At 68.7% G+C, this 22,178-nt stretch carries 21 protein-coding genes; 15 read left to right on the forward strand and 6 right to left on the reverse strand.

All coding sequences use genetic code 11. From position 1 onward, the window contains the following. The first annotated feature begins 58 nt into the window (after positions 1-58). From pyrH to rlmN, 4 genes are read left to right on the forward strand one after another with little or no spacing between them, the layout of a single operon-like run. Complete coding sequence (gene pyrH, locus G6N58_RS20135) at positions 59-787, forward strand: UMP kinase (RefSeq protein WP_115281391.1); 729 nt, start codon at positions 59-61, stop codon at positions 785-787. 55 nt (positions 788-842) lie between these two features. Continuing rightward, positions 843-1,400 carry a ribosome recycling factor gene (frr, locus tag G6N58_RS20140; protein WP_068916384.1) on the forward strand — a complete coding sequence of 186 codons (558 nt, stop codon included), beginning with the start codon at positions 843-845 and terminating at the stop codon, positions 1,398-1,400. 6 nt (positions 1,401-1,406) lie between these two features. After that, complete coding sequence (locus G6N58_RS20145) at positions 1,407-2,276, forward strand: phosphatidate cytidylyltransferase (RefSeq protein WP_115277530.1); 870 nt, start codon at positions 1,407-1,409, stop codon at positions 2,274-2,276. 41 nt (positions 2,277-2,317) lie between these two features. Continuing rightward, the gene (gene rlmN / locus G6N58_RS20150; protein WP_115277529.1) at positions 2,318-3,418 is read left to right on the forward strand and encodes a dual-specificity RNA methyltransferase RlmN; all 1,101 of its coding nucleotides are present in this window, start codon (positions 2,318-2,320) and stop codon (positions 3,416-3,418) included. Between the two features lie 125 nt (positions 3,419-3,543). Here the strand turns inward: rlmN and G6N58_RS20155 are convergent, their stop codons facing one another. Further along, positions 3,544-3,798: a DUF2631 domain-containing protein gene (locus G6N58_RS20155; RefSeq protein WP_068916387.1), complete on the reverse strand. Its 255-nt coding sequence runs from the start codon at positions 3,796-3,798 to the stop codon at positions 3,544-3,546. 58 nt (positions 3,799-3,856) lie between these two features. Then, on the reverse strand, positions 3,857-5,149 hold the full coding sequence (locus G6N58_RS20160) for a cryptochrome/photolyase family protein (RefSeq protein ID WP_115277528.1): 1,293 nt from the start codon (positions 5,147-5,149) through the stop codon (positions 3,857-3,859). Positions 5,150-5,229: 80 nt separating this feature from the next. On the opposite strand from G6N58_RS20160, the gene puuE reads away from it, so the two are divergent. Continuing rightward, positions 5,230-6,147, forward strand: coding sequence for an allantoinase PuuE (gene puuE, locus G6N58_RS20165; RefSeq protein WP_115281390.1), 918 nt, complete (start codon positions 5,230-5,232; stop codon positions 6,145-6,147). 83 nt (positions 6,148-6,230) lie between these two features. On the opposite strand, the gene G6N58_RS20170 is transcribed toward puuE, so the two are convergent. Continuing rightward, a complete protein-coding gene (locus tag G6N58_RS20170) occupies positions 6,231-6,812 on the reverse strand; it encodes a fasciclin domain-containing protein (RefSeq protein ID WP_163908288.1) in 582 nt (193 codons plus the stop codon). A gap of 235 nt (positions 6,813-7,047) precedes the next feature. After that, a complete protein-coding gene (locus G6N58_RS20175; RefSeq protein ID WP_115281389.1) occupies positions 7,048-7,740 on the reverse strand; it encodes a fasciclin domain-containing protein in 693 nt (230 codons plus the stop codon). Positions 7,741-7,925: 185 nt separating this feature from the next. Here G6N58_RS20175 and dxr point away from each other — a divergent pair, with 185 nt between their 5' ends. The 10 genes from dxr (at position 7,926) to G6N58_RS20225 (ending at position 18,572) form a co-directional block, all read left to right on the forward strand. Next, complete coding sequence (gene dxr, locus G6N58_RS20180) at positions 7,926-9,101, forward strand: 1-deoxy-D-xylulose-5-phosphate reductoisomerase (RefSeq protein ID WP_115277527.1); 1,176 nt, start codon at positions 7,926-7,928, stop codon at positions 9,099-9,101. Next, a complete protein-coding gene (locus G6N58_RS20185; RefSeq protein ID WP_115277526.1) occupies positions 9,098-10,321 on the forward strand; it encodes a M50 family metallopeptidase in 1,224 nt (407 codons plus the stop codon). The genes dxr and G6N58_RS20185 overlap by 4 nt, the downstream gene beginning before the upstream one ends. Positions 10,322-10,348: 27 nt before the next feature. Next, on the forward strand, positions 10,349-11,506 hold the full coding sequence (gene ispG, locus G6N58_RS20190) for a flavodoxin-dependent (E)-4-hydroxy-3-methylbut-2-enyl-diphosphate synthase (protein WP_068916393.1): 1,158 nt from the start codon (positions 10,349-10,351) through the stop codon (positions 11,504-11,506). Between the two features lie 48 nt (positions 11,507-11,554). Continuing rightward, positions 11,555-12,409: a GNAT family N-acetyltransferase gene (locus tag G6N58_RS20195; protein ID WP_115277525.1), complete on the forward strand. Its 855-nt coding sequence runs from the start codon at positions 11,555-11,557 to the stop codon at positions 12,407-12,409. A 55-nt stretch (positions 12,410-12,464) separates the two neighbouring features. Next, the gene (locus G6N58_RS20200) at positions 12,465-14,279 is read left to right on the forward strand and encodes a penicillin-binding transpeptidase domain-containing protein (RefSeq protein ID WP_115277524.1); all 1,815 of its coding nucleotides are present in this window, start codon (positions 12,465-12,467) and stop codon (positions 14,277-14,279) included. 23 nt (positions 14,280-14,302) lie between these two features. Next, positions 14,303-14,878, forward strand: a complete 576-nt coding sequence (locus G6N58_RS20205) for a DUF1707 SHOCT-like domain-containing protein (protein ID WP_068916396.1) — start codon at positions 14,303-14,305, stop codon at positions 14,876-14,878. Positions 14,879-14,901: 23 nt separating this feature from the next. Next, positions 14,902-15,765, forward strand: a complete 864-nt coding sequence (gene map / locus G6N58_RS20210) for a type I methionyl aminopeptidase (protein ID WP_115277523.1) — start codon at positions 14,902-14,904, stop codon at positions 15,763-15,765. Beyond that, on the forward strand, positions 15,762-17,261 hold the full coding sequence (locus G6N58_RS20215; RefSeq protein WP_115277522.1) for a cobyric acid synthase: 1,500 nt from the start codon (positions 15,762-15,764) through the stop codon (positions 17,259-17,261). Before map ends, G6N58_RS20215 begins: the two co-directional genes overlap by 4 nt. Continuing rightward, a complete protein-coding gene (locus G6N58_RS20220) occupies positions 17,258-17,935 on the forward strand; it encodes a hypothetical protein (RefSeq protein WP_115277521.1) in 678 nt (225 codons plus the stop codon). The genes G6N58_RS20215 and G6N58_RS20220 overlap by 4 nt, the downstream gene beginning before the upstream one ends. 70 nt (positions 17,936-18,005) lie before the next feature. After that, positions 18,006-18,572: an alpha/beta hydrolase gene (locus G6N58_RS20225; protein ID WP_115277520.1), complete on the forward strand. Its 567-nt coding sequence runs from the start codon at positions 18,006-18,008 to the stop codon at positions 18,570-18,572. 8 nt (positions 18,573-18,580) lie between these two features. On the opposite strand, the gene ngg is transcribed toward G6N58_RS20225, so the two are convergent. Both ngg and G6N58_RS20235 read right to left on the reverse strand, forming a co-directional pair. Continuing rightward, positions 18,581-20,362: an N-acetylglutaminylglutamine synthetase gene (gene ngg / locus G6N58_RS20230; protein WP_435406129.1), complete on the reverse strand. Its 1,782-nt coding sequence runs from the start codon at positions 20,360-20,362 to the stop codon at positions 18,581-18,583. Then, positions 20,359-22,164, reverse strand: a complete 1,806-nt coding sequence (locus tag G6N58_RS20235) for an N-acetylglutaminylglutamine amidotransferase (RefSeq protein WP_115277519.1) — start codon at positions 22,162-22,164, stop codon at positions 20,359-20,361. Before G6N58_RS20235 ends, ngg begins: the two co-directional genes overlap by 4 nt. Positions 22,165-22,178 lie beyond the last annotated feature (14 nt).

Here is a 22,178-nt window from a genome sequence, read left to right on the forward strand (position 1 = left end):
GCCAGCGCCCGGATGGCGCTTGCATGTCCGGGAAAGGTTTGGGCCGATAGGGGTGGAGATGACGACGGCGGCGATTCCGCGCCCGAAGTACGCACGGGTGCTCCTCAAGCTGGGCGGCGAGATGTTCGGCGGCGGACAGGTCGGTCTCGATCCGGATGTGGTGTCCCTGGTGGCCCGACAGATCGCCGAGGTGGTCCGCGAGGGTGCGCAGGTCGCGGTGGTGATCGGCGGCGGCAACTTCTTCCGCGGTGCGCAGTTGCAGCAGCGCGGGATGGAACGCACCCGCTCGGATTACATGGGCATGCTCGGCACCGTGATGAACAGCCTTGCGCTGCAGGATTTCCTGCAGAAAGAGGGCATCGACACCCGGGTGCAGACCGCCATCACCATGGGGCAGGTGGCCGAGCCCTACATCCCGCTGCGCGCGCGGCGCCACCTCGAGAAGGGCCGCGTCGTCATCTTCGGCGCCGGCATGGGGCTGCCGTACTTCTCCACCGACACCACCGCCGCGCAGCGGGCCCTGGAGATCGGGGCCGAGGTGGTGCTGATGGCCAAGGCCGTCGACGGCGTGTACACCGACGACCCGCGGACCAACCCGGACGCCGAGCTGCTGACCGCGGTCACCCACCGCGAGGTCCTGGACCGCGGCCTCAAGGTGGCCGATGCCACCGCATTCAGTCTGTGCATGGACAATGGCATGCCGATCCTGGTTTTCAACTTGCTGACCGACGGCAATATCGCCCGTGCCGTCGCAGGTGAGAAGATCGGAACACTGGTCACCACGTGACGCCCGCGGACAGGGGCAACCGGCCAGGCGAACTACGTGACGGGAGACGACAACCGTGATCGACGAGGCGCTCTTCGACGCCGAAGAGAAAATGGAAAAGGCCGTGACGGTGGCCCGCGATGACCTGGCGTCCATCCGCACCGGCCGTGCCAACCCCGGCATGTTCTCGCGGATCAGCATCGAGTACTACGGCTCGATGACACCGATCACCCAGCTGTCCAGCATCAACGTGCCCGAACCCCGGCTCGTGGTCATCAAGCCCTACGAGGCCTCGCAGCTGCGCCACATCGAGGATGCGATCCGTAACTCCGACCTCGGCGTCAACCCCGGCAACGACGGCAACGTCATCCGCGTCGCCATCCCACAGCTCACCGAGGAGCGTCGGCGCGAGCTGGTCAAGCAGGCCAAGGCCAAGGGCGAGGACGCCAAGGTGTCGGTGCGCAACATCCGGCGCAAGACCATGGACGAGCTGAGCCGCATCAAGAAGGACGGCGAAGCCGGCGAGGACGAGGTGACCCGGGCCGAGAAGGACCTCGACAAGAGCACCCAGACCTACGTCAGCCAGATCGACGACCTGGTGAAGCACAAAGAAGGTGAGTTGCTGGAAGTCTGACTTCCAGTGAGCACCCCCGTGGCCAACACCGACACCGGCAGCGAGCCGACCCCCAAGGCGTCGCGCGCTGGGCGCAATCTGCCCGCCGCCATCGCCGTCGGGTGCGCTCTGGGGTTCGGTCTGATCGCCATCCTGCTGTTCGCGCCGTACGTGTGGATCGGCGTGGTGGCGATCGCCATGGTGGTCGCCACTCTCGAGGTCGGTGCCCGGCTGCGGGAAGGCGGATACGTCATCCCGATGGTGCCGCTGCTGGTGGGCGGGCAGGCCACCATCTGGTTGACCTGGCCGTTCGGCGCCGCCGGTGCGTTGGGTGGTTTCGGTGGCACGGTACTGGTGTGCCTGATCTGGCGGTTGCTGGCCCACGGTCTGAAAACCGCGCCCACCAACTACCTGCGCGACGTGTCGGTCACGGTCTTCCTGACGGCGTGGATCCCGTTGTTCGGAGCGTTCGGCGTGCTGCTGATCTATCCGGAAGACGGCTGGGCGCGGGTGTTCTGCATGCTGCTGGCCGTGGTGTTCTCCGACGTCGGCGGCTACGCCGCGGGCGTGCTGTTCGGCAAACACCCGATGGTGCCCGCGATCAGCCCCAAGAAGTCGTGGGAAGGGTTCGTCGGATCGCTGATCGGCGGTGTCACCGCGGCCGTGCTCGCCGTGACCTTCCTGCTGGAGCAACCCGCCTGGGTCGGCATCCCGCTCGGTATCTTCCTGGTGATCACCGGGACCCTGGGTGACCTGGTGGAATCACAGGTCAAACGCGATCTGGGCATCAAGGACATGGGCACCATGCTGCCCGGGCACGGTGGCCTGATGGACCGCATCGACTCGATCCTGCCGTCGGCTGCGGCCACCTGGATCGTGCTCGCCGTGCTCGCCTGATTCGGGTTTCCCGCCGTGGAGGCGGATACTGGATCTCGATCATGAATCTTCCGCTGGTTTTCGAGGCGCCGCGCCGGGCACTGCCCCCGCGGCATTTTGCCGATCTCGACGGTGACGCCCGGGCCGCCGCGGTGACGGAGTTGGGCCTGCCGGCCTTCCGCGCCAAGCAGCTCGCGTCGCAGTACTACGGGCGGCTCATCGCCGACCCGGAGCAGATGACCGATCTGCCCGCCGCGCTGCGGACGCCGCTGAGCGAGTCGCTGTTCCCCCGGCTGCTCACGGTGGCCAACCAGATCCAGTGTGATGCGGGAGAGACCCGTAAGACCCTGTGGCGGGCCGTCGACGGCACCACCTTCGAGTCGGTGCTGATGCGCTACCCCGACCGCAACACCGTCTGCATCTCCTCGCAGGCCGGCTGCGGGATGGCGTGCCCGTTCTGCGCCACCGGACAGGGTGGCCTGATGCGCAACCTGTCCACCGGCGAGATCGTCGAGCAGGTGCGCGCCGCGGGTGCGGCCGTGCGCGACGAGTTCGACGGGCGGCTGTCCAACGTGGTGTTCATGGGCATGGGCGAGCCGCTGGCCAACTACAACCGCGTGGTGGCCGCGGTGCACCGCATCATCGACCCCGCGCCGCTGGGGTTCGGCATCTCGGCCCGGTCGGTGACGGTCTCGACCGTCGGGCTGGCCCCGGCCATCCGCAAGCTGGCCGACGAGAAGCTGGGCGTGACGCTGGCGCTGTCGCTGCACACCCCCGACGACGAGTTGCGCGACACCCTGGTGCCGGTGAACAACCGCTGGAAGATCGAGGAGGTGCTCGATGCGGCGCGGTACTACGCCGATCGCACCGGGCGCCGGGTGTCGGTGGAGTACGCGCTGATCCGCGACGTCAACGATCAGCCGTGGCGCGCCGATCTGCTGGGCAAGAAGCTGCACGCGGCATTCGGGCGGCTGGTGCACGTGAATTTGATCCCGCTGAATCCCACACCCGGTAGCGAATGGGACGCCAGTCCCAAACCGGTGGAGCGGGAGTTCGTGAAACGGGTGCGCGCCAAAGGCGTGTCGTGCACGGTGCGCGATACGCGCGGACGCGAGATCGCCGCCGCGTGCGGCCAGCTGGCGGCCGAGGGACGAGGCCGGTAGCTGGAGCGCACGCGTTTCAGCACAGCGTGCGGCCAGCTGGCGGCCGAGGGACGAGGCCGGTAGCTGGAGCGCACGCGTTTCAGCACAGCGTGCGGCCAGCTGGCGGCCGAGGGACGGGCCAGCGGCTAGCGCAGCCAGCCCTTCTGGCGGCCCCACCAGTCGCGCACCAGGAAGAACGTGGCGATGATGGCGAAGGCGATCAGGAAGTAGTCCTCGACGTGACCGACGTGGTTGCCGTGCAGCATCAGCAGCAGGAAGCCGATGATGAACAGGCCGGTCAGGTGCCAGGTGCGGTAGTTGATCTTGCTCCAACCCCACTTGGCGGACGGCACATCGGCCGGATCGACGTCGTCGTAGCGCTCGACCTCGGTGCTGACCACTGCTGAGCTCCTCACGGATCGGGGCGGAAAACCTGCCGCCATTCTGGCATACGCCGTTTCAGCTCAGCGCGTTGTACCGCCGCAACGCCTCGGCGCGCTCGGCGCCGTGGTCGACGATGGGGTCCGGGTACTCGTCGGTGCCGAACTCCGGGACCCACCGCCGCACGTAGGCCTGTTCGGGGTCGAACTTCTTGCCCTGGGTGTCGGGGTTGAACACCCGGAAATACGGCGCGGCGTCGGTGCCGCAGCCCGCCGCCCACTGCCACCCGTGCTGGTTGCTGGCGATGTCACCGTCGAGCAACTGCTCCAAGAACCACTTCGCCCCCCACTGCCAGGGCAGGTGCAGATCCTTGACCAGGAACGACGCGGTGATCATCCGCACCCGGTTGTGCATGAAGCCACTTTCGCTCAGCTGCCGCATCCCGGCGTCGACGATGGGGAATCCGGTGCGCCCCTCCTTCCACGCCGTGAACGACTCGTCGTCGTCATCGACCTCGATGGCGTCGAAGTCGCTGTTGAAGTTCCACCAGGCGCTGCGCGGCCACTGCGCCAGCACGCTGGCATAGAAGTCGCGAAAGGCCAGCTCGCGCAGATAGGCCGCCGGGCCTTCGGCGGTGCCCAGGTCCGCCGCCAGGGTGCGGGGATGGATGTTGCCGAAGTGCAGGTAGGCCGACATCCGGCTGGTGGCGTCCAGATCCGGGCGGTTGCGGTCCGCCGAGTACCCCTCCAGGCCCTGGTCGACGAACTTTTTCCACCGGCGCCGCGCCGCCTTCTCTCCGGCCGGATACGGCAACTCGGTACCCGGGTCCGGGATGTCGAGGTTCTTGCCGGCGCCGGAGACGTCGGCGGGGTCGATCCAGCGCGCCGACTTGGGCCCGGTCTTGGCGGGTGCCCGCCAGCCACGCTCGCGCCAGCGCCGGAAATAGGGCGTGAACACCTTGTAGGGGGAGCCGTCGTCCTTGGTGACCCGGCCGGGTGACACCAGGTACGCCGAGCCGGATTTCTCCAGGGGGATGTCGCCCAGCGCCGCGGCCACCTTCTCGTCGCGCGCCTGGGCGAAGGGGGTGAACTCCTCGGAGATGTGCACGGCGGTGGCGCCGACGGCCTTGGCCACCGCGGGGATGCGGGTGTCGGGGCGACCTCGGGTGACCAGCAGTCGGCCGTCCAGGGCGTCGCGCAGTTCGCGCAGAGAGTCGTAGAGGAACTGCTCGCGCCGCGGCCCCGCCGAGGCCGTCAACCGCGGATCGAGCACATAGCAGGCGAGCACCTCGGCGTCATCGGCACCGGCGTCCAGCAGCGCGGGCAGATCGCCCAGTCGGAGGTCACGCCGGAACCACAACAGCCGAGTCATGTCTGTGATGCTGCCCCATTCGCGGTCGCGGGAAACTTCTCGGCCGGTGACAGCTCTCTGACGCTGACACAATGACCGGCATGACGCTGCCCGAGTATCCGCGTGACCTGGTGGGCTACGGCCCCCACCCGCCGCATCCCCAGTGGCCCGGCGGCGCCCGCATCGCCGTGCAGTTCGTGCTGAACTACGAGGAGGGCGCCGAGAGCAACGTACTGGACGGCGACCAGGGATCGGAGACGTTCCTCTCCGAAGTCATTGGGGCGCAGTCGTATCCCAACAGGCACATGAGCTTGGAGTCACTGTACGAGTACGGTTCGCGGGCCGGTCTGTGGCGCGTGCTGCGGGTGTTCGAGCGGCGCGGACTGCCGCTGACCATCTTCGGGGTGGCGCTGGCGCTGGCACGCAATCCGGAAGCGGTGGCGGCCTTCACCGAACGCGGTGACGAGATCGCCTGCCACGGCCTGCGCTGGCTGAGCTATCAGATGGCTGACGTGGACGTCGAGCGTGAACACATGGCGCACGCGGTGGCGCTGCTCACCGAGCTGACCGGCAGCGCGCCGCTGGGGTGGTACACCGGCCGCGACTCGCCCCGCACGCGGGAGCTGGTGGTCGAGCACGGCGGTTTCCTTTACGACTCGGATTCCTACGCCGACGACCTGCCGTACTGGACCACGGTGGCCGGCCACGACCATCTGGTGGTGCCCTACACCCTGGACACCAACGACATGAAGTTCGTGTCCACCAGCGGATTCCCGTCCGGCACCGAGTTCTTCACCTATCTGCGTGACGCGTTCGACGTGCTCTATGCCGAAGGGGTGGCCGGCGCGCCGAAGATGCTGTCGGTGGGGCTGCACTGCCGGCTGGTGGGCCGACCCGCCCGCGTCGCTGCGCTGGAACGCTTCCTCGATCACGTGCAGTCTCATGACGCGGTGTGGATCGCCCGCCGGGTGGACATCGCGCGGCACTGGGTGCACAATTTTCCGCCGCCGGGCAGGTGATCGACACCAGATATCTTGGCGCACAAGCGATGACGAGCGGCACACCGACCAGTGGCCGGTGTGCCGCTCGCGGGGGGAACTGATTACATCGCCGGCGGCGGCATCAGCACGGTGTCGATGAGATAGACCGTGGCGTTGGCCGTCTGCACGCCGCCGCAGACCACGGAGGCGTCGTTGACCATCAGGTGGTCGGCCGGGCCCTCCACCGTCAGCGGAGCGCCCTGCACGGTGACGTGGGTGCCTGCCACCTGGTCAGGGTTCACGCGACCCGGAACGACGTGGTAGGTAAGGATGTTGGTCAACAGCGGGGCGTCGGTCTTGAGCGTGTCGATGGTGGCGGGATCGATCTTGGCGAATGCCTCATCGGTGGGTGCGAAGATGGTGAACTCCCCGCCGTCGAGGGTGCTGACCAGATTGACCTCGGGATTGAGCTGCCCGGAAATGGCCTGGGTGAGCGTCGTGAGCATCGGGTTGCTGGCCGCGGCCACCGAAACCGGGGCGGGGGCCATGCCGTTGATCGAGCCCGGACCGACGGGGTTCTGCTGGGCGTAGGCGGCGCAGCCGGGGCCCACCGGGCCCATCGGTTCGGCGACGGCGGCGGGGGCGACCGCAAGGCCCATCACAGCGGCAGCGATACCGGTGGCGGCGAGCAGGTGTGTCTTCATGGGTGGTCGACTCCTTGTTGTTGAGTGTGCGGATGCTTATGATTCGTTGTGGAACCGCATCTGGATGGGTCGGAATGTTTTTGTGCTGAAAACTATTTCGACTCTGAGGTGGCGAAATTCAAGACGCGAGAGTCTTTTTGACGAGCATCGCAGGGGAATGTCCACGCCCGCGGATTGTCGAGAGGCAAGGCAGCCCGGTCGGGGGGTCGGGCTGCCCTGCCAGTCTCGGTTGCCGTCAGGAAGCCGGCGGCATCAACACAGTATCAATCATGTACACCGTCGCGTTGGCGGTTTTCACTCCGCCGCAAACCAGTCCGGCGTCGTTGACCCGCAGTTCCTCACCCTCTCCGGTGACGGTCAGCGGAGCGCCCTGCACGGTGACGTGTTCGCCCACCACCTGATCGGGAGCAGCCTGTCCCGGGACCACGTGATAGGTCAGGATCGACGTCAGCAGATCGGAATCGGTCTTGAGGGTCTCGAGAGTGGCCGCATCCAGCTTGGCGAAGGCATCGTCGGTGGGTGCGAACACGGTGAACTGATCGCCGTCGAGGGTGTCGACGAGGTTGACGTTCGGATTCAGCTGGCCCGAGATCGCTTGCGTCAGGGTCTTGAGCATGGGGTTGTTGGACGCCGCCACGCTCAGCGGCGCCTCGGCCATGCCGGCCACCGAACCGGGGCCCTCGGGAACTTCCTCCGCGTAGGCGGCGCAACCGGAGCCCACCAGGTTGGCGGCGGGATCGGCCATGGCGCTGGTGGTGGTGGCCTCGGAGGTGGTCTCCTCGCCGGTGGCCGCCTCGGCGGCTGAGGAGGCGGCGCTGGTTGCCGACGAAGCGGTGTCGCTGGCTTCCTCACTGGAACAGGAGGCCAGGGCGAGGGCGGCGGCTGCGGCGAACCCGGCGGCGAAGACTCGGTGCTGAATCGTGTGCATATCGTCGACTTCCTTGTCTGCTTCGATGAACAACGGGCAGGAACCCGTCCGGCTCCTGTACCCACGATTCGGACGCCGAAGAGTCTCAGACCGGCTCGGACGGCCGGACGTCACGGTTGTGTCATCATTCGGCCCCGTCTCGGACGTGTCGACCACGGCGCGGATTGACGCGGCACAATGGATCGGTGGTCAACAATCGCGTGCGGGTACTGATCCTCGGCAGCACCGGGTCCATCGGCACCCAGGCGCTCGACGTGATCGCCGCCAACCCGGACCGCTTCGAGATCGTCGGACTGGCAGCCTTCGGCGGCAACCCCGAGCTGCTGGCGCAGCAGGCGCAGCAGACCGGGGTCACCAACATCGCGGTGGCCGATGCCGCCGCCGCGCAGCGGGTCGACCAGCTCGGCGTCGCGGTGCGCTACTCGGGTCCCGACGCGGCCACCCGCATCGTCGAGGACACCCCGGCCGACGTGGTGCTCAACGCACTCGTCGGCGCGCTGGGCCTGAAGCCCACGTTGGCGGCCCTGCGCAGCGGTGCCCGGCTGGCGCTGGCCAACAAGGAGTCGCTGGTGGCCGGGGGGCCGCTGGTCCTCGACGCGGCCGCACCCGGTCAGATCGTGCCCGTGGACTCCGAGCACTCCGCGCTGGCGCAGTGCCTGCGTGGGGGCACCGCCGAGGAGGTGGCCGCCCTGGTGCTGACCGCCTCCGGCGGACCGTTCCGGGGCTGGCGCGCCGAGGACCTCGAGGCCGTCACCCCCGAGCAGGCGGGCGCCCATCCCACGTGGTCGATGGGCCCGATGAACACCCTGAACTCAGCCTCGTTGGTCAACAAGGGCCTGGAGCTGATCGAGACGCACCTGCTGTTCGGCATCCCGTACGACCGCATCGAGGTGGTGGTGCATCCGCAGTCGATCGTGCATTCCATGGTCACGTTCTGCGACGGCTCCACCCTGGCGCAGGCGTCGCCGCCGGACATGAAACTGCCGATCGCGCTCGCTCTGGGCTGGCCCGCCCGGGTGCCGGCGGCGGCCGCCGCCTGCGACTGGAGCACCGCCTCCACCTGGGAGTTCGAGCCGCTGGACAACGCCGTCTTCCCGGCGGTGGACCTTGCCCGGCACGCCGGAACCATCGGCGGTGCCATGACGGCGGTCTACAACGCCGCCAACGAAGAGGCCGCCGCGGCCTTCCTGGCCGGGCGCATCTCGTTCCCGTCGATCGTGGCGACGGTGAGTGAGGTGCTGCACGCCGCGGGTCAATGGGCAGCTCCACCGGCTACCGTGGACGACGTTCTCGACGCTGAACGCTGGGCCCGGGAAAAGGCCGGCGAAGCGGTTTCACGGAAGGTCCTGACCACACGATGATGTTCACCCTGGGGATCGTGCTGTTCGCCCTGGCCATCCTGGTCTCGGTGGCGCTGCACGAGTGCGGGCACATGTGGGTGGCGCGCGCCACCGGCATGAAAGTGCGCCGGTACTTCGTGGGGTTCGGCCCGACGGTGTGGTCCACCCGCCGGCCCAACCGCCTCGGTGAGACCGAATACGGCCTCAAGGCCATCCCGCTGGGCGGGTTCTGCGACATCGCCGGCATGACGTCGGTGGAGGAGCTCGCGCCCGAGGACCGTAAGTACGCGATGTTCCGGCAGAAGACCTGGAAGCGGGTCGCGGTGCTGTTCGCCGGCCCCGGGATGAACTTCATCATCGGGCTGGTCCTGATCTACGCCATCGCCGTCATCTGGGGGCTGCCCAACCTGAACCCGCCCACCACCGCGATCGTCGGCCAGACCGCCTGTGTGGCACCGGAAGTCGCGCGCGGGGAGCTGGGGGAGTGCACCGGTGACGGTCCGGCGGCCCAGGCGGGCATCCAGTCCGGCGACACCATCGTCAAGGTCGGCGACACCCCGGTTGCCAACTTCGACGAGATGGTGACCGCCGTGCGCGAATTGAACGCGCCGACGCCGTTCACCGTGGAGCGCGACGGCACGCAGTTCACCACGGTCGTGGACGTCACCCAGACCCAGCGCATCACCACCGGCGCCGACGGTGGCCAGCAGACCATCGACGTCGGTGCCATCGGTGTGGCCGCCGCCCAGTTCGGGCCCACCCAGTACAATCCGCTGTCCGCGGTGCCGGCCACCTTCGCCTTCACCGGCGACCTGTCTGTGCAACTCGCCAAGGCGCTGGCGAACATCCCCACCAAGGTGGGTGCGCTGGTCGACGCCATCGGCGGCGGGGAGCGTGACCCGGAGACCCCCATCAGCGTGGTGGGCGCGTCCATCATCGGCGGTGACACCGTCGACGCCGGGCTCTGGGTGGCGTTCTGGTTCTTCCTGGCGCAGCTCAACTTCGTCCTCGGCGCGGTCAACCTGGTGCCGCTGCTGCCGTTCGACGGCGGCCACATCGCGATTGCCCTCTACGAGAAGATCCGCAATATGCTCCGTTCGGCGCGCGGCAAAGTGGCCGCCGCCCCCGTCAACTACCTCAAGCTGATGCCCGCCACCTACGTAGTCTTGGTGGTGGTGGTCGGCTACATGCTGCTGACCGTGACCGCAGATCTGGTCAACCCGATCAGATTGTTCCAGTAGTCGGCCGTAGTGAGAAAAGGACAAGCGATGACCTCGATCGGCCTGGGTATGCCGGCGGCCCCGGCGCCCACGCTCGCCCCGCGGCGCACCACGCGCCAGCTGATGGTGGGCGATGTCGGCATCGGCAGTGAGCATCCGATCGCGGTGCAGTCGATGTGCACCACCAAGACCCACGACATCAACGCGACGCTGCAGCAGATCGCCGAGCTGACGGCCTCCGGGTGTGACATCGTGCGCGTCGCCTGCCCGCGCCAGGAAGACGCCGACGCGCTTCCTGTGATCGCCAAGAAGGCGAACATCCCGGTGATCGCCGACATCCACTTCCAGCCGAAGTACATCTTCGCCGCCATCGACGCCGGCTGCGCGGCGGTCCGCGTGAACCCCGGCAACATCAAGGAGTTCGACGGCCGGGTCAAGGAGGTCGCCAAGGCCGCCGGAGACGCCGGCATCCCCATCCGGATCGGCGTCAACGCGGGATCGCTGGATCCGCGGCTGCTGCAGAAATACGGCAAGGCCACCCCGGAGGCGCTGGTCGAGTCCGCACTGTGGGAGGCGTCGCTCTTCGAGGAGCACGGCTTCGGCGACATCAAGATCAGCGTCAAGCACAACGACCCGGTGATCATGGTGGCCGCCTACGAGCAGCTGGCCGCCCAGTGCGACTACCCGCTGCACCTCGGCGTCACCGAGGCCGGGCCGGCGTTCCAGGGCACCATCAAGTCGGCCGTCGCCTTCGGGGCGCTGCTGTCCAAGGGCATCGGTGACACCATCCGGGTGTCGCTGTCGGCGCCGCCGGTCGAGGAGATCAAGGTCGGCAACCAGATCCTGGAGTCGCTGAACCTGCGTCCGCGCGGGCTGGAGATCGTGTCCTGCCCGTCGTGCGGTCGCGCGCAGGTCGACGTCTACACCCTGGCCAATGAGGTCACCGCGGGCCTGGAGGGCATGAACGTACCGTTGCGGGTGGCCGTGATGGGGTGCGTGGTGAACGGACCGGGGGAGGCCCGGGAGGCCGATCTGGGTGTCGCGTCCGGAAATGGCAAGGGCCAGATCTTTGTTCGCGGTGAGGTGATCAAGACGGTGCCGGAGGCGCAGATCGTCGAGACCCTGATCGAGGAGGCGTTGCGAATCGCCGAGGAGCGTGGCGAAGACGCAAGTGCCAGCGGAGCGCCGGTGGTGACCGTAAGCTAGGAACGGTATGCGGCTGTCCGGGAGCCGCGGTCGTGAGAGAGAGTCCTGATGTCGGCTCCACCTCTGTTTCGTCTGGTCGACGAGCGGCGGGTGTCCGTGGTGCGCGATGCCGCGGCCGTGCAGCGGGTGTTCGACGACGATCCGGTGGGTTCCTGCATGGTTGCCGCGCGGGTGGCCGACCACGGCATCGACCCCGCGGCCATCGGCGGTGAGCTGTGGACACGCCGGCGGGCCGAGGAATCGCTGTGCTACGCCGGGGCCAATCTGATCCCGTTGCGCGGTGCAGCCGCTGACCTGCATGCCTTCGCCGACAAGGCGATGAGCAGCGCGCGCCGGTGTTCGTCCCTGGTGGGCCGGGCCGAACTGGTGATGCCGATGTGGCGGCGACTCGAAAGTGCTTGGGGCCCAGCGCGGGACGTCCGGGACCGGCAGCCGCTATTGGCGCTGTCGTCGCCCCCGGCCTGCGCGGCGGACCCTCTGGTGCGACGGGTGCGGATCGACGAGTTGGACGCCTACCTGGTGGCGGCCATCGACATGTTCATCGGCGAGGTGGGGATCGATCCTCGCCTGGGCGACGGCGGGCGGGGTTACCGCCGCCGGGTGGCCGGGCTGATCGCCGCCGGGCGGGCCTGGGCCCGCTTCGAGCACGGTGAGGTGGTGTTCAAGGCCGAGGTGGGATCGCAGTCGCCTGCGGTGGGCCAGATCCAGGGCGTCTGGGTGCACCCCGAGCGCCGCGGCCGGGGCCTGGGGGCGACGGGCACGGCGGCACTGGCCGCCGCGGTGGTGGCCGGCGGCCGGGTGGCCAGCCTGTATGTCAACGATTTCAACGCCGTGGCCCGGTCGGCCTATGCGCGGGTGGGGTTCACCGAGGTGGGCACGTTCGCCACCGTCCTGCTCGACTGATTTCTGCGGTGTGCCTCCGCAACGACGCGCAGTCACAGCTCTAACATCAACCCCAATGGTCACAAACAGATCACTGGTAACACGCATAACAGCAACGCTGGCTGTCGCGGGGTTCACCGCTGGGCTCACCGCCTGCACGCCGCGACCCGACGGACCCGCTCCGGCGGCCGAGCAGTTCTTCGCGGCGCTGGCCACCGGCGACACCACCGGCGCGGCCCAGTTCACCGACAAACCCGACGAGGCCCGCGCGGCGCTCAACGCCGCCTGGGGTGGACTGCAGGCCGACCATCTCGACGCTCAGGTCACCGGCGCGAAGTACACCCAGGACATCGGCAGCGTCAACTACCGCTACACCTGGCACCTGCCCCGGGGCCGCACCTGGTCCTACGACGGCCAGCTGAACATGGTCCGCGACGAAGGACAGTGGGAAGTGCGTTGGGCCGCAACGGGTCTGCATCCCAAGCTGGGGGAGAACCAGACATTGCAATTGCGCTCGGACCCGCCGCGGCGCGCCTCGGTCAACGAGCTCGGGGGCAGCGACGTGCTGGTGCCGGGCAACCTGTACCACTACCAGCTCGACGCCGCCCAGGCCGGCCGCGACCTGATGAACACCGCGCGCTTCGTCACCGACGCGCTGCGCCCGTTCATTCCCGCGCTGGACCCCCAGCGCCTCGCCGAGCAGGCCAGTTCCGCACCCGGTGCGTTGAGCCTGATCACGCTGAACAAAGCCGACAACGACCGCATCGCCCCCGCTCTGGAGAAGCTGCCCGGTGTGGTCATCACCCCGCAGGCCGACCTGTTGCCCACCGACCCCAGCTTCGCCCCGGCCATCGTCACCGAGGTGAAGAAGGCCGTCGTGGACGAGCTCGACGGCGATGCCGGCTGGCGGGTGGTGAGCGTCAACCAGAACGGCCTGGACGTCGACATCTTCAAGGAGGAAGCACCCGCTCCGGCACCGTCGATCTCCATCACCCTGGACCGCGCCGTGCAGAACGCCGCCCAGAACGCGGTCAACGGCCAGGGCCAGAAGGCGATGCTGGTGGTGCTGCGGCCCTCGACGGGGGAGATCCTCGCCGTCGCGCAGAACGGCGCCGCGGACGCCGACGGCCCGGTGGCCGCCACCGGTCAGTATCCGCCCGGCTCGACGTTCAAGATCGTCACCGCCGGTGCGGCGATGGACCGCGACATGGCGACCCCGAACACCCTGCTGGGCTGCCCCGGCACGGCCGAGATCGGCCACCGCGTTGTGCCCAACTACGGGGGCTTCGACCTCGGAGTGGTGCCGATGTCGCGGGCCTTCGCCAGTTCGTGCAACACCACCTTTGCCGAGCTGGCCAGCCGGATGCCGCGCGACGGCCTGACCGTGGCCGCCGCGCAGTACGGCCTGGGCCAGGACTACGAGATCGACGGGCTGACGACCTTCACCGGTTCCGTGCCGCCGACGGTGAACCTGACCGAGCGCATCGAAGACGGCTTCGGCCAGGGCAAGGTGCTGGCCAGCCCGTTCGGTATGGCGCTGGTGGCCGCCACGGTGGCGTCGGGCAAGACCCCGGTGCCGCACCTGATCGTGGGCCACGAAACCAAGGTCACCGGCCAGGCGCGGCCCATCAGCCCGGAACTGCTCGACGGGCTGCGGTCGATGATGCGACTGGTGGTCACCAACGGCACCGCCAAGGACCTGGCCGATACGGGCATGGTCTTCGGCAAGACCGGCGAGGCGGAGTTCGCCGGCGGTTCGCACTCGTGGTTCGCCGGTTACCGCGGTGACATGGCCTTTGCGTCGCTGATCGTCGGCGGCGGCAGCTCGGAGTACGCGGTGCGGATGACCAAGCAGATGCTCGACAGTCTGCCGTCTGATTATCTGACCTGACTGGCGGTACCGTGGGTAGCGCCATGACAGTCGACGACCACGCCGCCCCGATGCGCGTCTCCGATGCCGATCGCAACGGCACGCTGCGCCGGCTGCACAACGCCGTGGCGCTGGGCCTGATCGACATCGAGGAGTTCGAGGAACGCTCGGTGCAGGTGTCCTCGGCGCGGATGCGCTCCGAGCTGGACAGACTGGTCGACGACCTGCCCGGCCCGGGCGCCATCGTCACCTCGGCTGCCGACCGGGTGGAGCTGCGGGGCGTCCTGGGCTCACTCAAGCGCCACGGCGAATGGACCGTGCCGACCCGGCTGGCCCTGGTGCGCCGGATGGGCTCGGTGGACCTGGACCTGACCCGCGCGAAGTTCGGCGGCCCCATCGTGGTGATCGAACTCGACCTGCGCTTCGGGGGTCTGGACCTGCGGCTGCCCGACGGCGCCAGCGCCTCCATCGACGACGTCGAGGTGATCATGGGCAGTGCCCACGATCACCGCAAAGACGCTCCCGCCGAGGGTAATCCGCACGTCATCCTCACCGGAAAGGTGGTGTGCGGCAGCGTGGACATCCGCGGCCCTCGCAAGGGCTGGCGTCGCCGTGGCTGACATCTGCCCGCTACCCTGACGTCATGTCCGTTCGCTCCGCGCTGCGCGCCGGTGACGTGTCCCCGACACTGCCGGTTCCCAAGTCGATACCCCGGCCCGAGTACGCCTGGAAGTCGACCGCCAGAGAAGGCAGCGAGCCCTGGGTGCAGACCCCCGAGGTGATCGAGAAGATGCGGGTGGCCGGTCGCATCGCCGCCGACGCGCTGGCCGAGGCCGGCCGTGCGGTGGCCCCGGGGGTCACCACCGACCATCTGGACCGCATCGCCCACGAGTACATGATCGACCATGGGGCCTACCCGTCCACGCTGGGCTACAAAGGTTTTCCGAAGTCCTGCTGCACGTCGCTGAACGAGGTGATCTGCCACGGCATCCCGGATTCCACGGTGATCGCCGACGGGGACATCGTCAACATCGACGTGACGGCCTACATCGACGGTGTGCACGGCGACACCAACGCCACCTTCCTGGCCGGCGACGTCACCGAGGAGCACCGGCTGCTGGTCGAGCGGACCCGCGAGGCCACCCTGCGCGCCATCAAGGCGGTCAAGCCGGGCCGGCAGCTCTCGGTGGTGGGCCGGGTCATCGAAGCGTATGCGAACCGGTTCGGCTACAACGTCGTTCGGGATTTCACCGGCCACGGGATCGGCGAGACCTTCCACAACGGACTGGTGGTGCTGCACTACGACCAGCCGTCGGTGGACACGGTGCTCGAGCCCGGTATGACGTTCACCATCGAGCCGATGATCAACCTGGGTGGGCTGGACTACGAGATCTGGGACGACGGCTGGACCGTGGCCACCAAGGACAAGCGTTGGACCGCACAGTTCGAGCACACCCTGGTGGTCACCGACGACGGAGCCGAGATCCTGACGCTGCCCTCGGCGTGAGCGGAGCACTGCTCGTCGCCGGCACCACCTCCGACGCGGGCAAGTCCATGGTGGTGGCCGGGCTCTGCCGGCTGCTGGCGCGGGCAGGCGTGCGGGTGGCGCCGTTCAAGGCGCAGAACATGTCCAACAACTCGGCGGTGACCGCCGACGGCGGCGAGATCGGCCGCGCCCAGGCCATGCAGGCCCGGGCAGCGGGACTGGCGCCCAGCGTGCGGTTCAACCCGGTGTTGCTCAAACCCGGCAGCGACCGCACCTCACAACTGGTGGTGCGCGGCGCGGTCGCCGGGACGGTGCGCGCCGCGGACTACATGACGCAGCGCGAACAGCTGGCCGCCGTGGTGGCCGACGAACTCGCCGGGCTGCGTGCCGAGTTCGACGCGGTGATCTGTGAGGGCGCCGGATCGCCGGCCGAGATCAACCTGCGCGCAACGGATCTGGCCAACATGGGGCTGGCTCGGGCCGCGGACCTGCCGGTGATCGTGGTCGGCGACATCGACCGCGGCGGGCTGCTGGCGCACTTCTTCGGCACGGTGGCGGTGCTGGCACCCGAGGACCAGGCGCTGATCGCGGGATTCGTGGTCAACAAGTTCCGCGGTGACCGCAGCCTGCTCGAGCCCGGGCTGGACCAGCTGCTGGCCCTGACCGGCCGGCCCACCTACGGCGTGCTGCCCTTCGTCGAGGGGCTCTGGCTCGACACCGAGGACTCGCTGTCGGTGGTGACGAACCGCATGGTCGGGGTGCCGTTGCCGCCACGCGGCTCCCGGTCGCTGAGCGTGGCCGCCCTTCGGCTGCCGCGCATCTCCAATTCCACCGACATCGAGGCGCTGGCCTGCGAACCCGGGGTGGTGGTGCACTGGGTCAGCGACGCCGCCGACGTGACCGACGCCGACGTCATCGTCATTCCGGGCTCCAAGGCGACGGTGGCCGACCTGACCTGGCTGCGCAGCCGTGGCCTGGACACGGCGATCGCCGCGCATGCCGCGGCTGGGCGCACCGTGCTCGGCATCTGCGGTGGCTTCCAGATGCTGTGCCGCCGCATCGTCGATGACGTCGAATCCGGGCAGGGCACCGTGCCGGGCCTCGGGCTGCTGGACGCCGACATCGAGTTCGCACCGGCCAAGACGCTGCGGCACTGGGAGTCGCCGCTGACCGGGTACGAGATCCACCACGGCCAGGTCAGCCGCAGCGACGCCGAGGACTGGCTGGGCGTGGGACTGCGCAGCGCAGCCGTGTTCGGCAGCCACTGGCACGGTCTGATGGACAACAACGACGTGCGCCGCGACTGGCTGACGGCCGCGGCGGCGGCCGCACACCGCGACGGCTTCGAGGTGGCGCCCGACGTCGACGTGCCCGGGCGCCGCGACGCCCAGTTGGACCTGATGGCCGACGTGCTGAGCGCCCACCTGGATCTCCACGCCGTCCGCGCGCTGCTGGAGCACGGTGCCCCACCACGTCCGGTCGTCACGTCGGCGCTGGCCGGTAGCCTGAACCGGTGACGAACCGGTCGGCGATCCTGGGCGTGTGTGCCCTGGTGGCGGCGCTGCTCTCGGCGTGCAGTTCGGTGGTCCCCGGCACCCCGACCTGGCCGGGAGCCACGCTGGAGAAGGTGGTGCTGGGCCCGGCCGACCTGCCCGACGGTGTGCAGTACGACCGCGTGGAGTTCCAACCCGGCCGACCCGACGGCGCGGGCGGGCCGCCGGCGATGCTGTCCAAGCCCCCCGGCTGCAGCGACGGCCTGACCAACGTCATCGCCTCGTCGGCGCAGCGCGGACCGGGCAGTGCCGTGCAGTACAGCGCCGGCTTCGACGGCGCGCGGATCGTGATCACCGTGCTGTCCTGGCATCTGGATCTCGACGAGCTGGCGCAGACGGCGCAGCGGTGTGAGACCTTCCAGACCTTCTTCGACCCCGCGTCCGAGGGCATCCCCATGACCACCACCGCGCTCGCGGACCCGGTTCCGGGTGCCGACGACGCCTTGCTGTACCAGCAGACGATGAACCTCCGCGGCGCCGAGAGCAGCGTGTACATGGCCTTCGCCAACATCGGGCCGATGGCCATGATCGGTCTGAGCCTGCCGGTGGACAATCCCGACATCCGCGCCAAAGCCACACTGCCACAGACGTTCCTGGACGTCGTGGGTTCGCAGTCGGAACGGATCGCCGCCGCCTGATTCGCCCAGAGATGAATCGAAACACGACGAAAGTGCCCATGGCTGCGGGTGCGAGCTGTAGCGTGACGCAATGCCTGCGACGATGATCCCGACCGTCGAGGGTTTTGCCGTTCCCGTCGACGTGTCCGGTCCCGACAAGGGAGCGGTGGTGGTGTTGCTGGCGACGGCGAAACTCGCCACGGCGGCCTACGACGGGGTGTGCGCCCGGCTGCACACCGCGAACCTGCGCACGGTGGTGGTGGGTTCGGATCCCCGCCTGACGCCGAAATCGGTGCTCGGCGTGCTCGACGTCATCGGCGTGCGCTGGGCCGTTCTGGTCGGTGACCGCTGGGGCGCCGAACTGGCCTGGGAGCTCGCGGCGTCCCGGCTGGACCGTTTCACCGGTCTGGTGGTGGTCGACCGGGGGCATCCCCGTGTGCCGGACACCTCCGGGGTGGTGCGCCTGGCTGATTGCCCCGCCGTCGAGATGAACACCACCGCGTTGGTCAGCACCGCGGCATCGCGGGCGGTGGTGCAGGCCAGCCAGCGGTTCGTCTACGGCGACTACCGGGTGGTCGAGATGCTGGCTCGGCGCAACGCGCAGGAAGCCACCGCGCAACTGGCAGCTGAGATAGTCCTGCGTACCAGCACCTGGTAGCTACTCGGTTACTGCTCCGCCTCGTCCGGCGTCCACGCCTGCGGCAACCCCGGCTGACCGGGGAACAGGAAGTCGATGAACGCCGCGGCGGTGGGCTGCGGCTCGTGATTGGCCAACCCGGGACGCTCGTTGGCCTCGACGAACACGTACTCCTCACCGGTCACGTCGGGGACCAGCAGGTCGATACCGGTGACCGGGATGCCGATGGCCGCAGCAGCGGTCACCGCCACGCGGCACAGCTCCGGGTTGACCTCCGCGGTGACGTCGTGGATGGTGCCGCCCTGGTGCAGGTTGGCGGTGCGGCGCACCCGCAGCCGCTGTCCCTCCGGTAGCACGTCGTCAAACGACCACCCCGCCTCGGCGACCGTCGCCCGGGTGACCTCGTCCATCGGGATCACCGACTCGCCGCCGGTGGCCGCGGCGCGGCGACGGCTCTGGGCCTCGATCAGTGCCTCGATGGTGTGGGTGCCGGTGCCGATCACCTCGGCGGGTTTGCGCAGCGCGGCGGCCACCACCTTGCCGTCGATGACCACCAGCCGCAGGTCGTCACCGGGGGCGCGCTGCTCGATCAGGACCTCGGGGTGCTGTTCGCGGGCGCGGGCCAGCGCGTTGTCGAGCTCCGCGTCGTCGGCGATGCCGACGGTGATGCCCTTGCCCTGCTCGCCCCGCGTCGGTTTCACCACCACGTCACCGACCTCGGCGAAGAACTCGTGATCACCGGCGTCGAAGGTGGCCAGCCGCCCGCGCGGCACCACCACGCCGGCCTCGCTGACGATGCGCCGGGTCAGACGTTTGTCGTCGCACCGACTCATCGCCACCGCAGAGGTGTACTCGGACAACGACTCCCGTGTCACCACACTGCGCCCGCCATGCGACAACCGGACCTCACCGGTCTCGGCGTCGAGCACCTCGACGTGGATGCCGCGGCGCATCGCCTCGTCGGCGATGATGCGGGCGTAGGGATTCAGGTCGTCGACGGTCTCGGGCGCCGGGGTGAACAGCGGCTCGTTGATCGCGTTCTTGCGCTTGACCGCCAGCACCGGCACCCGCTGGAAACCCAGCTTCTCGTAGAGCTTGATGGCGGCGCTGTTGTCGTGGGCGACCGACAGATCCATGTAGGCGCGACCGCGTTCGGCGAAGATCGCGGCGAGTGCCCGCGTCAGCGCCTCGCCCACCCCGGGCACGCTGGCGGCGGGATCGACGGCCAGAGTCCACAGGCTCGAACCCTGCTCGGGATCGGAGAACAGCCGTGCGTGGTCCACCCCGGTGACCGTGCCGATCACGGTGTCATCGTCTTCGCGCACCGCCACCAGATACTCCACCGCGTCGGCGTTCTCGTGGTTGTCCCAGATGAGGTCGGTGGGTGCGGGCACCATGCCGCAGCGCACGTAGACGCGGTTCATCGCGTCGGCGTCGGCGGCGCTGCGCAGCGACCGCACCGTGATCGCCACCGGGGCGGCGGCCGCAGCCGGATCGTCACCGGTGAACCGCAGCCGGTAGGTGTGACTGGGGTCGATGAACAGTTCGTGGGGCGCCATTGCGACCAGGACGTGTGACTCCCTGGCGTAGATGCAGATGTCGCGGCGGCCCGGACCCTCGCGGCGCAGGGCCTCGGCCAGCACTTCCGGTTCGGCAAACGTCTGCCCGAAGATCAAACGGCCCCAGCCCAATTCGAGTTCCACGTTGGTGGCCATCGCGTCCACCAGATGCTGCGGGGAGGCGTCGTGCAGACCGAGGGTGATGGCCTCGGTGGCTTCCGGCTGTTCGGAGTCGCTCAAGGTCATGCTCATGCCGCCGGCCCGCTGATACCGTGCTTCTGCAACCACAGTTCCAGCAGGGCGATCTGCCACAACTCATTGCCGCGCAGGGGCGTCAACCTCCCGTTCGGATCGGCCAGCAGTCGTTCCACCGCGTCGGGGCGGAACAGATCACGTTCCTTGGCGGCCGGGGTGAACAGGGCGTCGCGCACCATGTCCAGATAGGGGCCCTCGAGGTGGGTCAGCGCGGGTACCGGGAAGTAGCCCTTGGGTCGGTCGATCACCTCGGCCGGAATGACTTTGCGCGCAGCTTGTTTCAGTACGCCCTTGCCGCCGTGGGCAGTCTTGAGTTCAGGCGGACAGGTGGCGGCCAGCTCCACCAACTCGTGATCGAGGAACGGCACGCGGCCTTCCAGTCCCCAGGCCATCGTCATGTTGTCGACTCGCTTCACCGGGTCGTCGACCAGCATCACGGTGGTGTCCAGCCGCAGGGCGCGGTCCACCCCGGTCTCGGCCCCCGCGGCACCGAAGTGCTCGGTGACGAACAGCCCACTGGGATCGCCGTCGGCGGCGAAGGCCGCGGAGATGAGGCTGTGCACGCCCGCGGCGTCCCGGTCGAAGAATGCGGAGCGGTACGCCGCCACCGAACCGTCCACCGACGCCGCCTCCGGCGCGCCCATCGGGGGATACCAGTGGTAACCGGCGAACACCTCGTCCGCGCCCTGACCGGACTGCACCACCTTGACGTGCTTGGCCACTTCCTGGCTGAGCAGGAAGAACGCCACGCAGTCGTGGCTGACCATCGGCTCGCTCATGGCGCCGATGGTGTCGCCCAGCGCGGGCAGCATGCGCGCGGTGTCGATGCGGATCTGGTGGTGGTCGGTGCCGAAGCGTTTGGCCACGATGTCGCTGTAGACGAACTCGTCACCGGCCACGCCGTTGACCGACTCGAACCCGATCGAGAACGTCTTGAGTCCGGTCTGGCCGGCCTCGGCCAGCAGACCGACGATCAGGCTGGAGTCCACACCGCCCGAGAGCAGGCAGCCCACCGGCACATCAGCGACCAGTCGGCGCTTGACGGCCAGGCGCAGCGACTCGAGAACGGCGTCCTCCCAGTCGTTCTCGGTCCAGTCGGCGCGCTCGGCGGACCGGGAGAAGTCGGGAGTCCAGTACGTGGTGGCGACGCGGCGGCCATCGGGCTCGATGGCCAGAAGCGACGCCGGCGGCAGCTTGCGGATCCCGCGCAGAATGGTCAGCGGGGGCGGCACCACCGAGTGGAAGCTCAGGTAGTGGTTCAGTGCCACCGGGTCGATGCGGGTGTCGACGCCGCCGCCGGCCAGAAGTGCCGGCAGGGAGGAGGCGAATCGGATGCGCTTGCCGTCCTCGGTGAGGTACAGCGGTTTGATGCCGAGGCGGTCGCGGCCCAGCAGTACGCGGCCGCTGTCGCGTTCGACGATCGCGAAGGCGAACATTCCCTTGAGGTGGTCGACGAAGCGGTCGCCCCAGTGGTGGTAGCCCTTGATCAGGACCTCGGTGTCACTGTGGGAGAAGAACCGGTAGCCGTGCGACGTCAGCTCCGTGCGCAACTCTTCGTAGTTGTAGATGCAGCCATTCCACGCCACGGAGATCCCGAGTTCGGCGTCGACCATGGGCTGGGCGCCGGCTTCGGAGAGGTCGATGATCTTGAGGCGCCGGTGGCCCAGAGCCACCCTGCCCTGGGACCACACCCCGGCAGAATCCGGGCCGCGCGCGACCATGACCTCCGCCATCGCGGCAACGGCACTGACATCTGGGGTTCTTCCGTCGAGGCGTACCTCGCCGGTGGCTCCACACACGTGTTCGACCCTAC

This window comes from Mycolicibacterium tokaiense, from assembly GCF_010725885.1.
GTDB lineage: Bacteria > Actinomycetota > Actinomycetes > Mycobacteriales > Mycobacteriaceae > Mycobacterium > Mycobacterium tokaiense.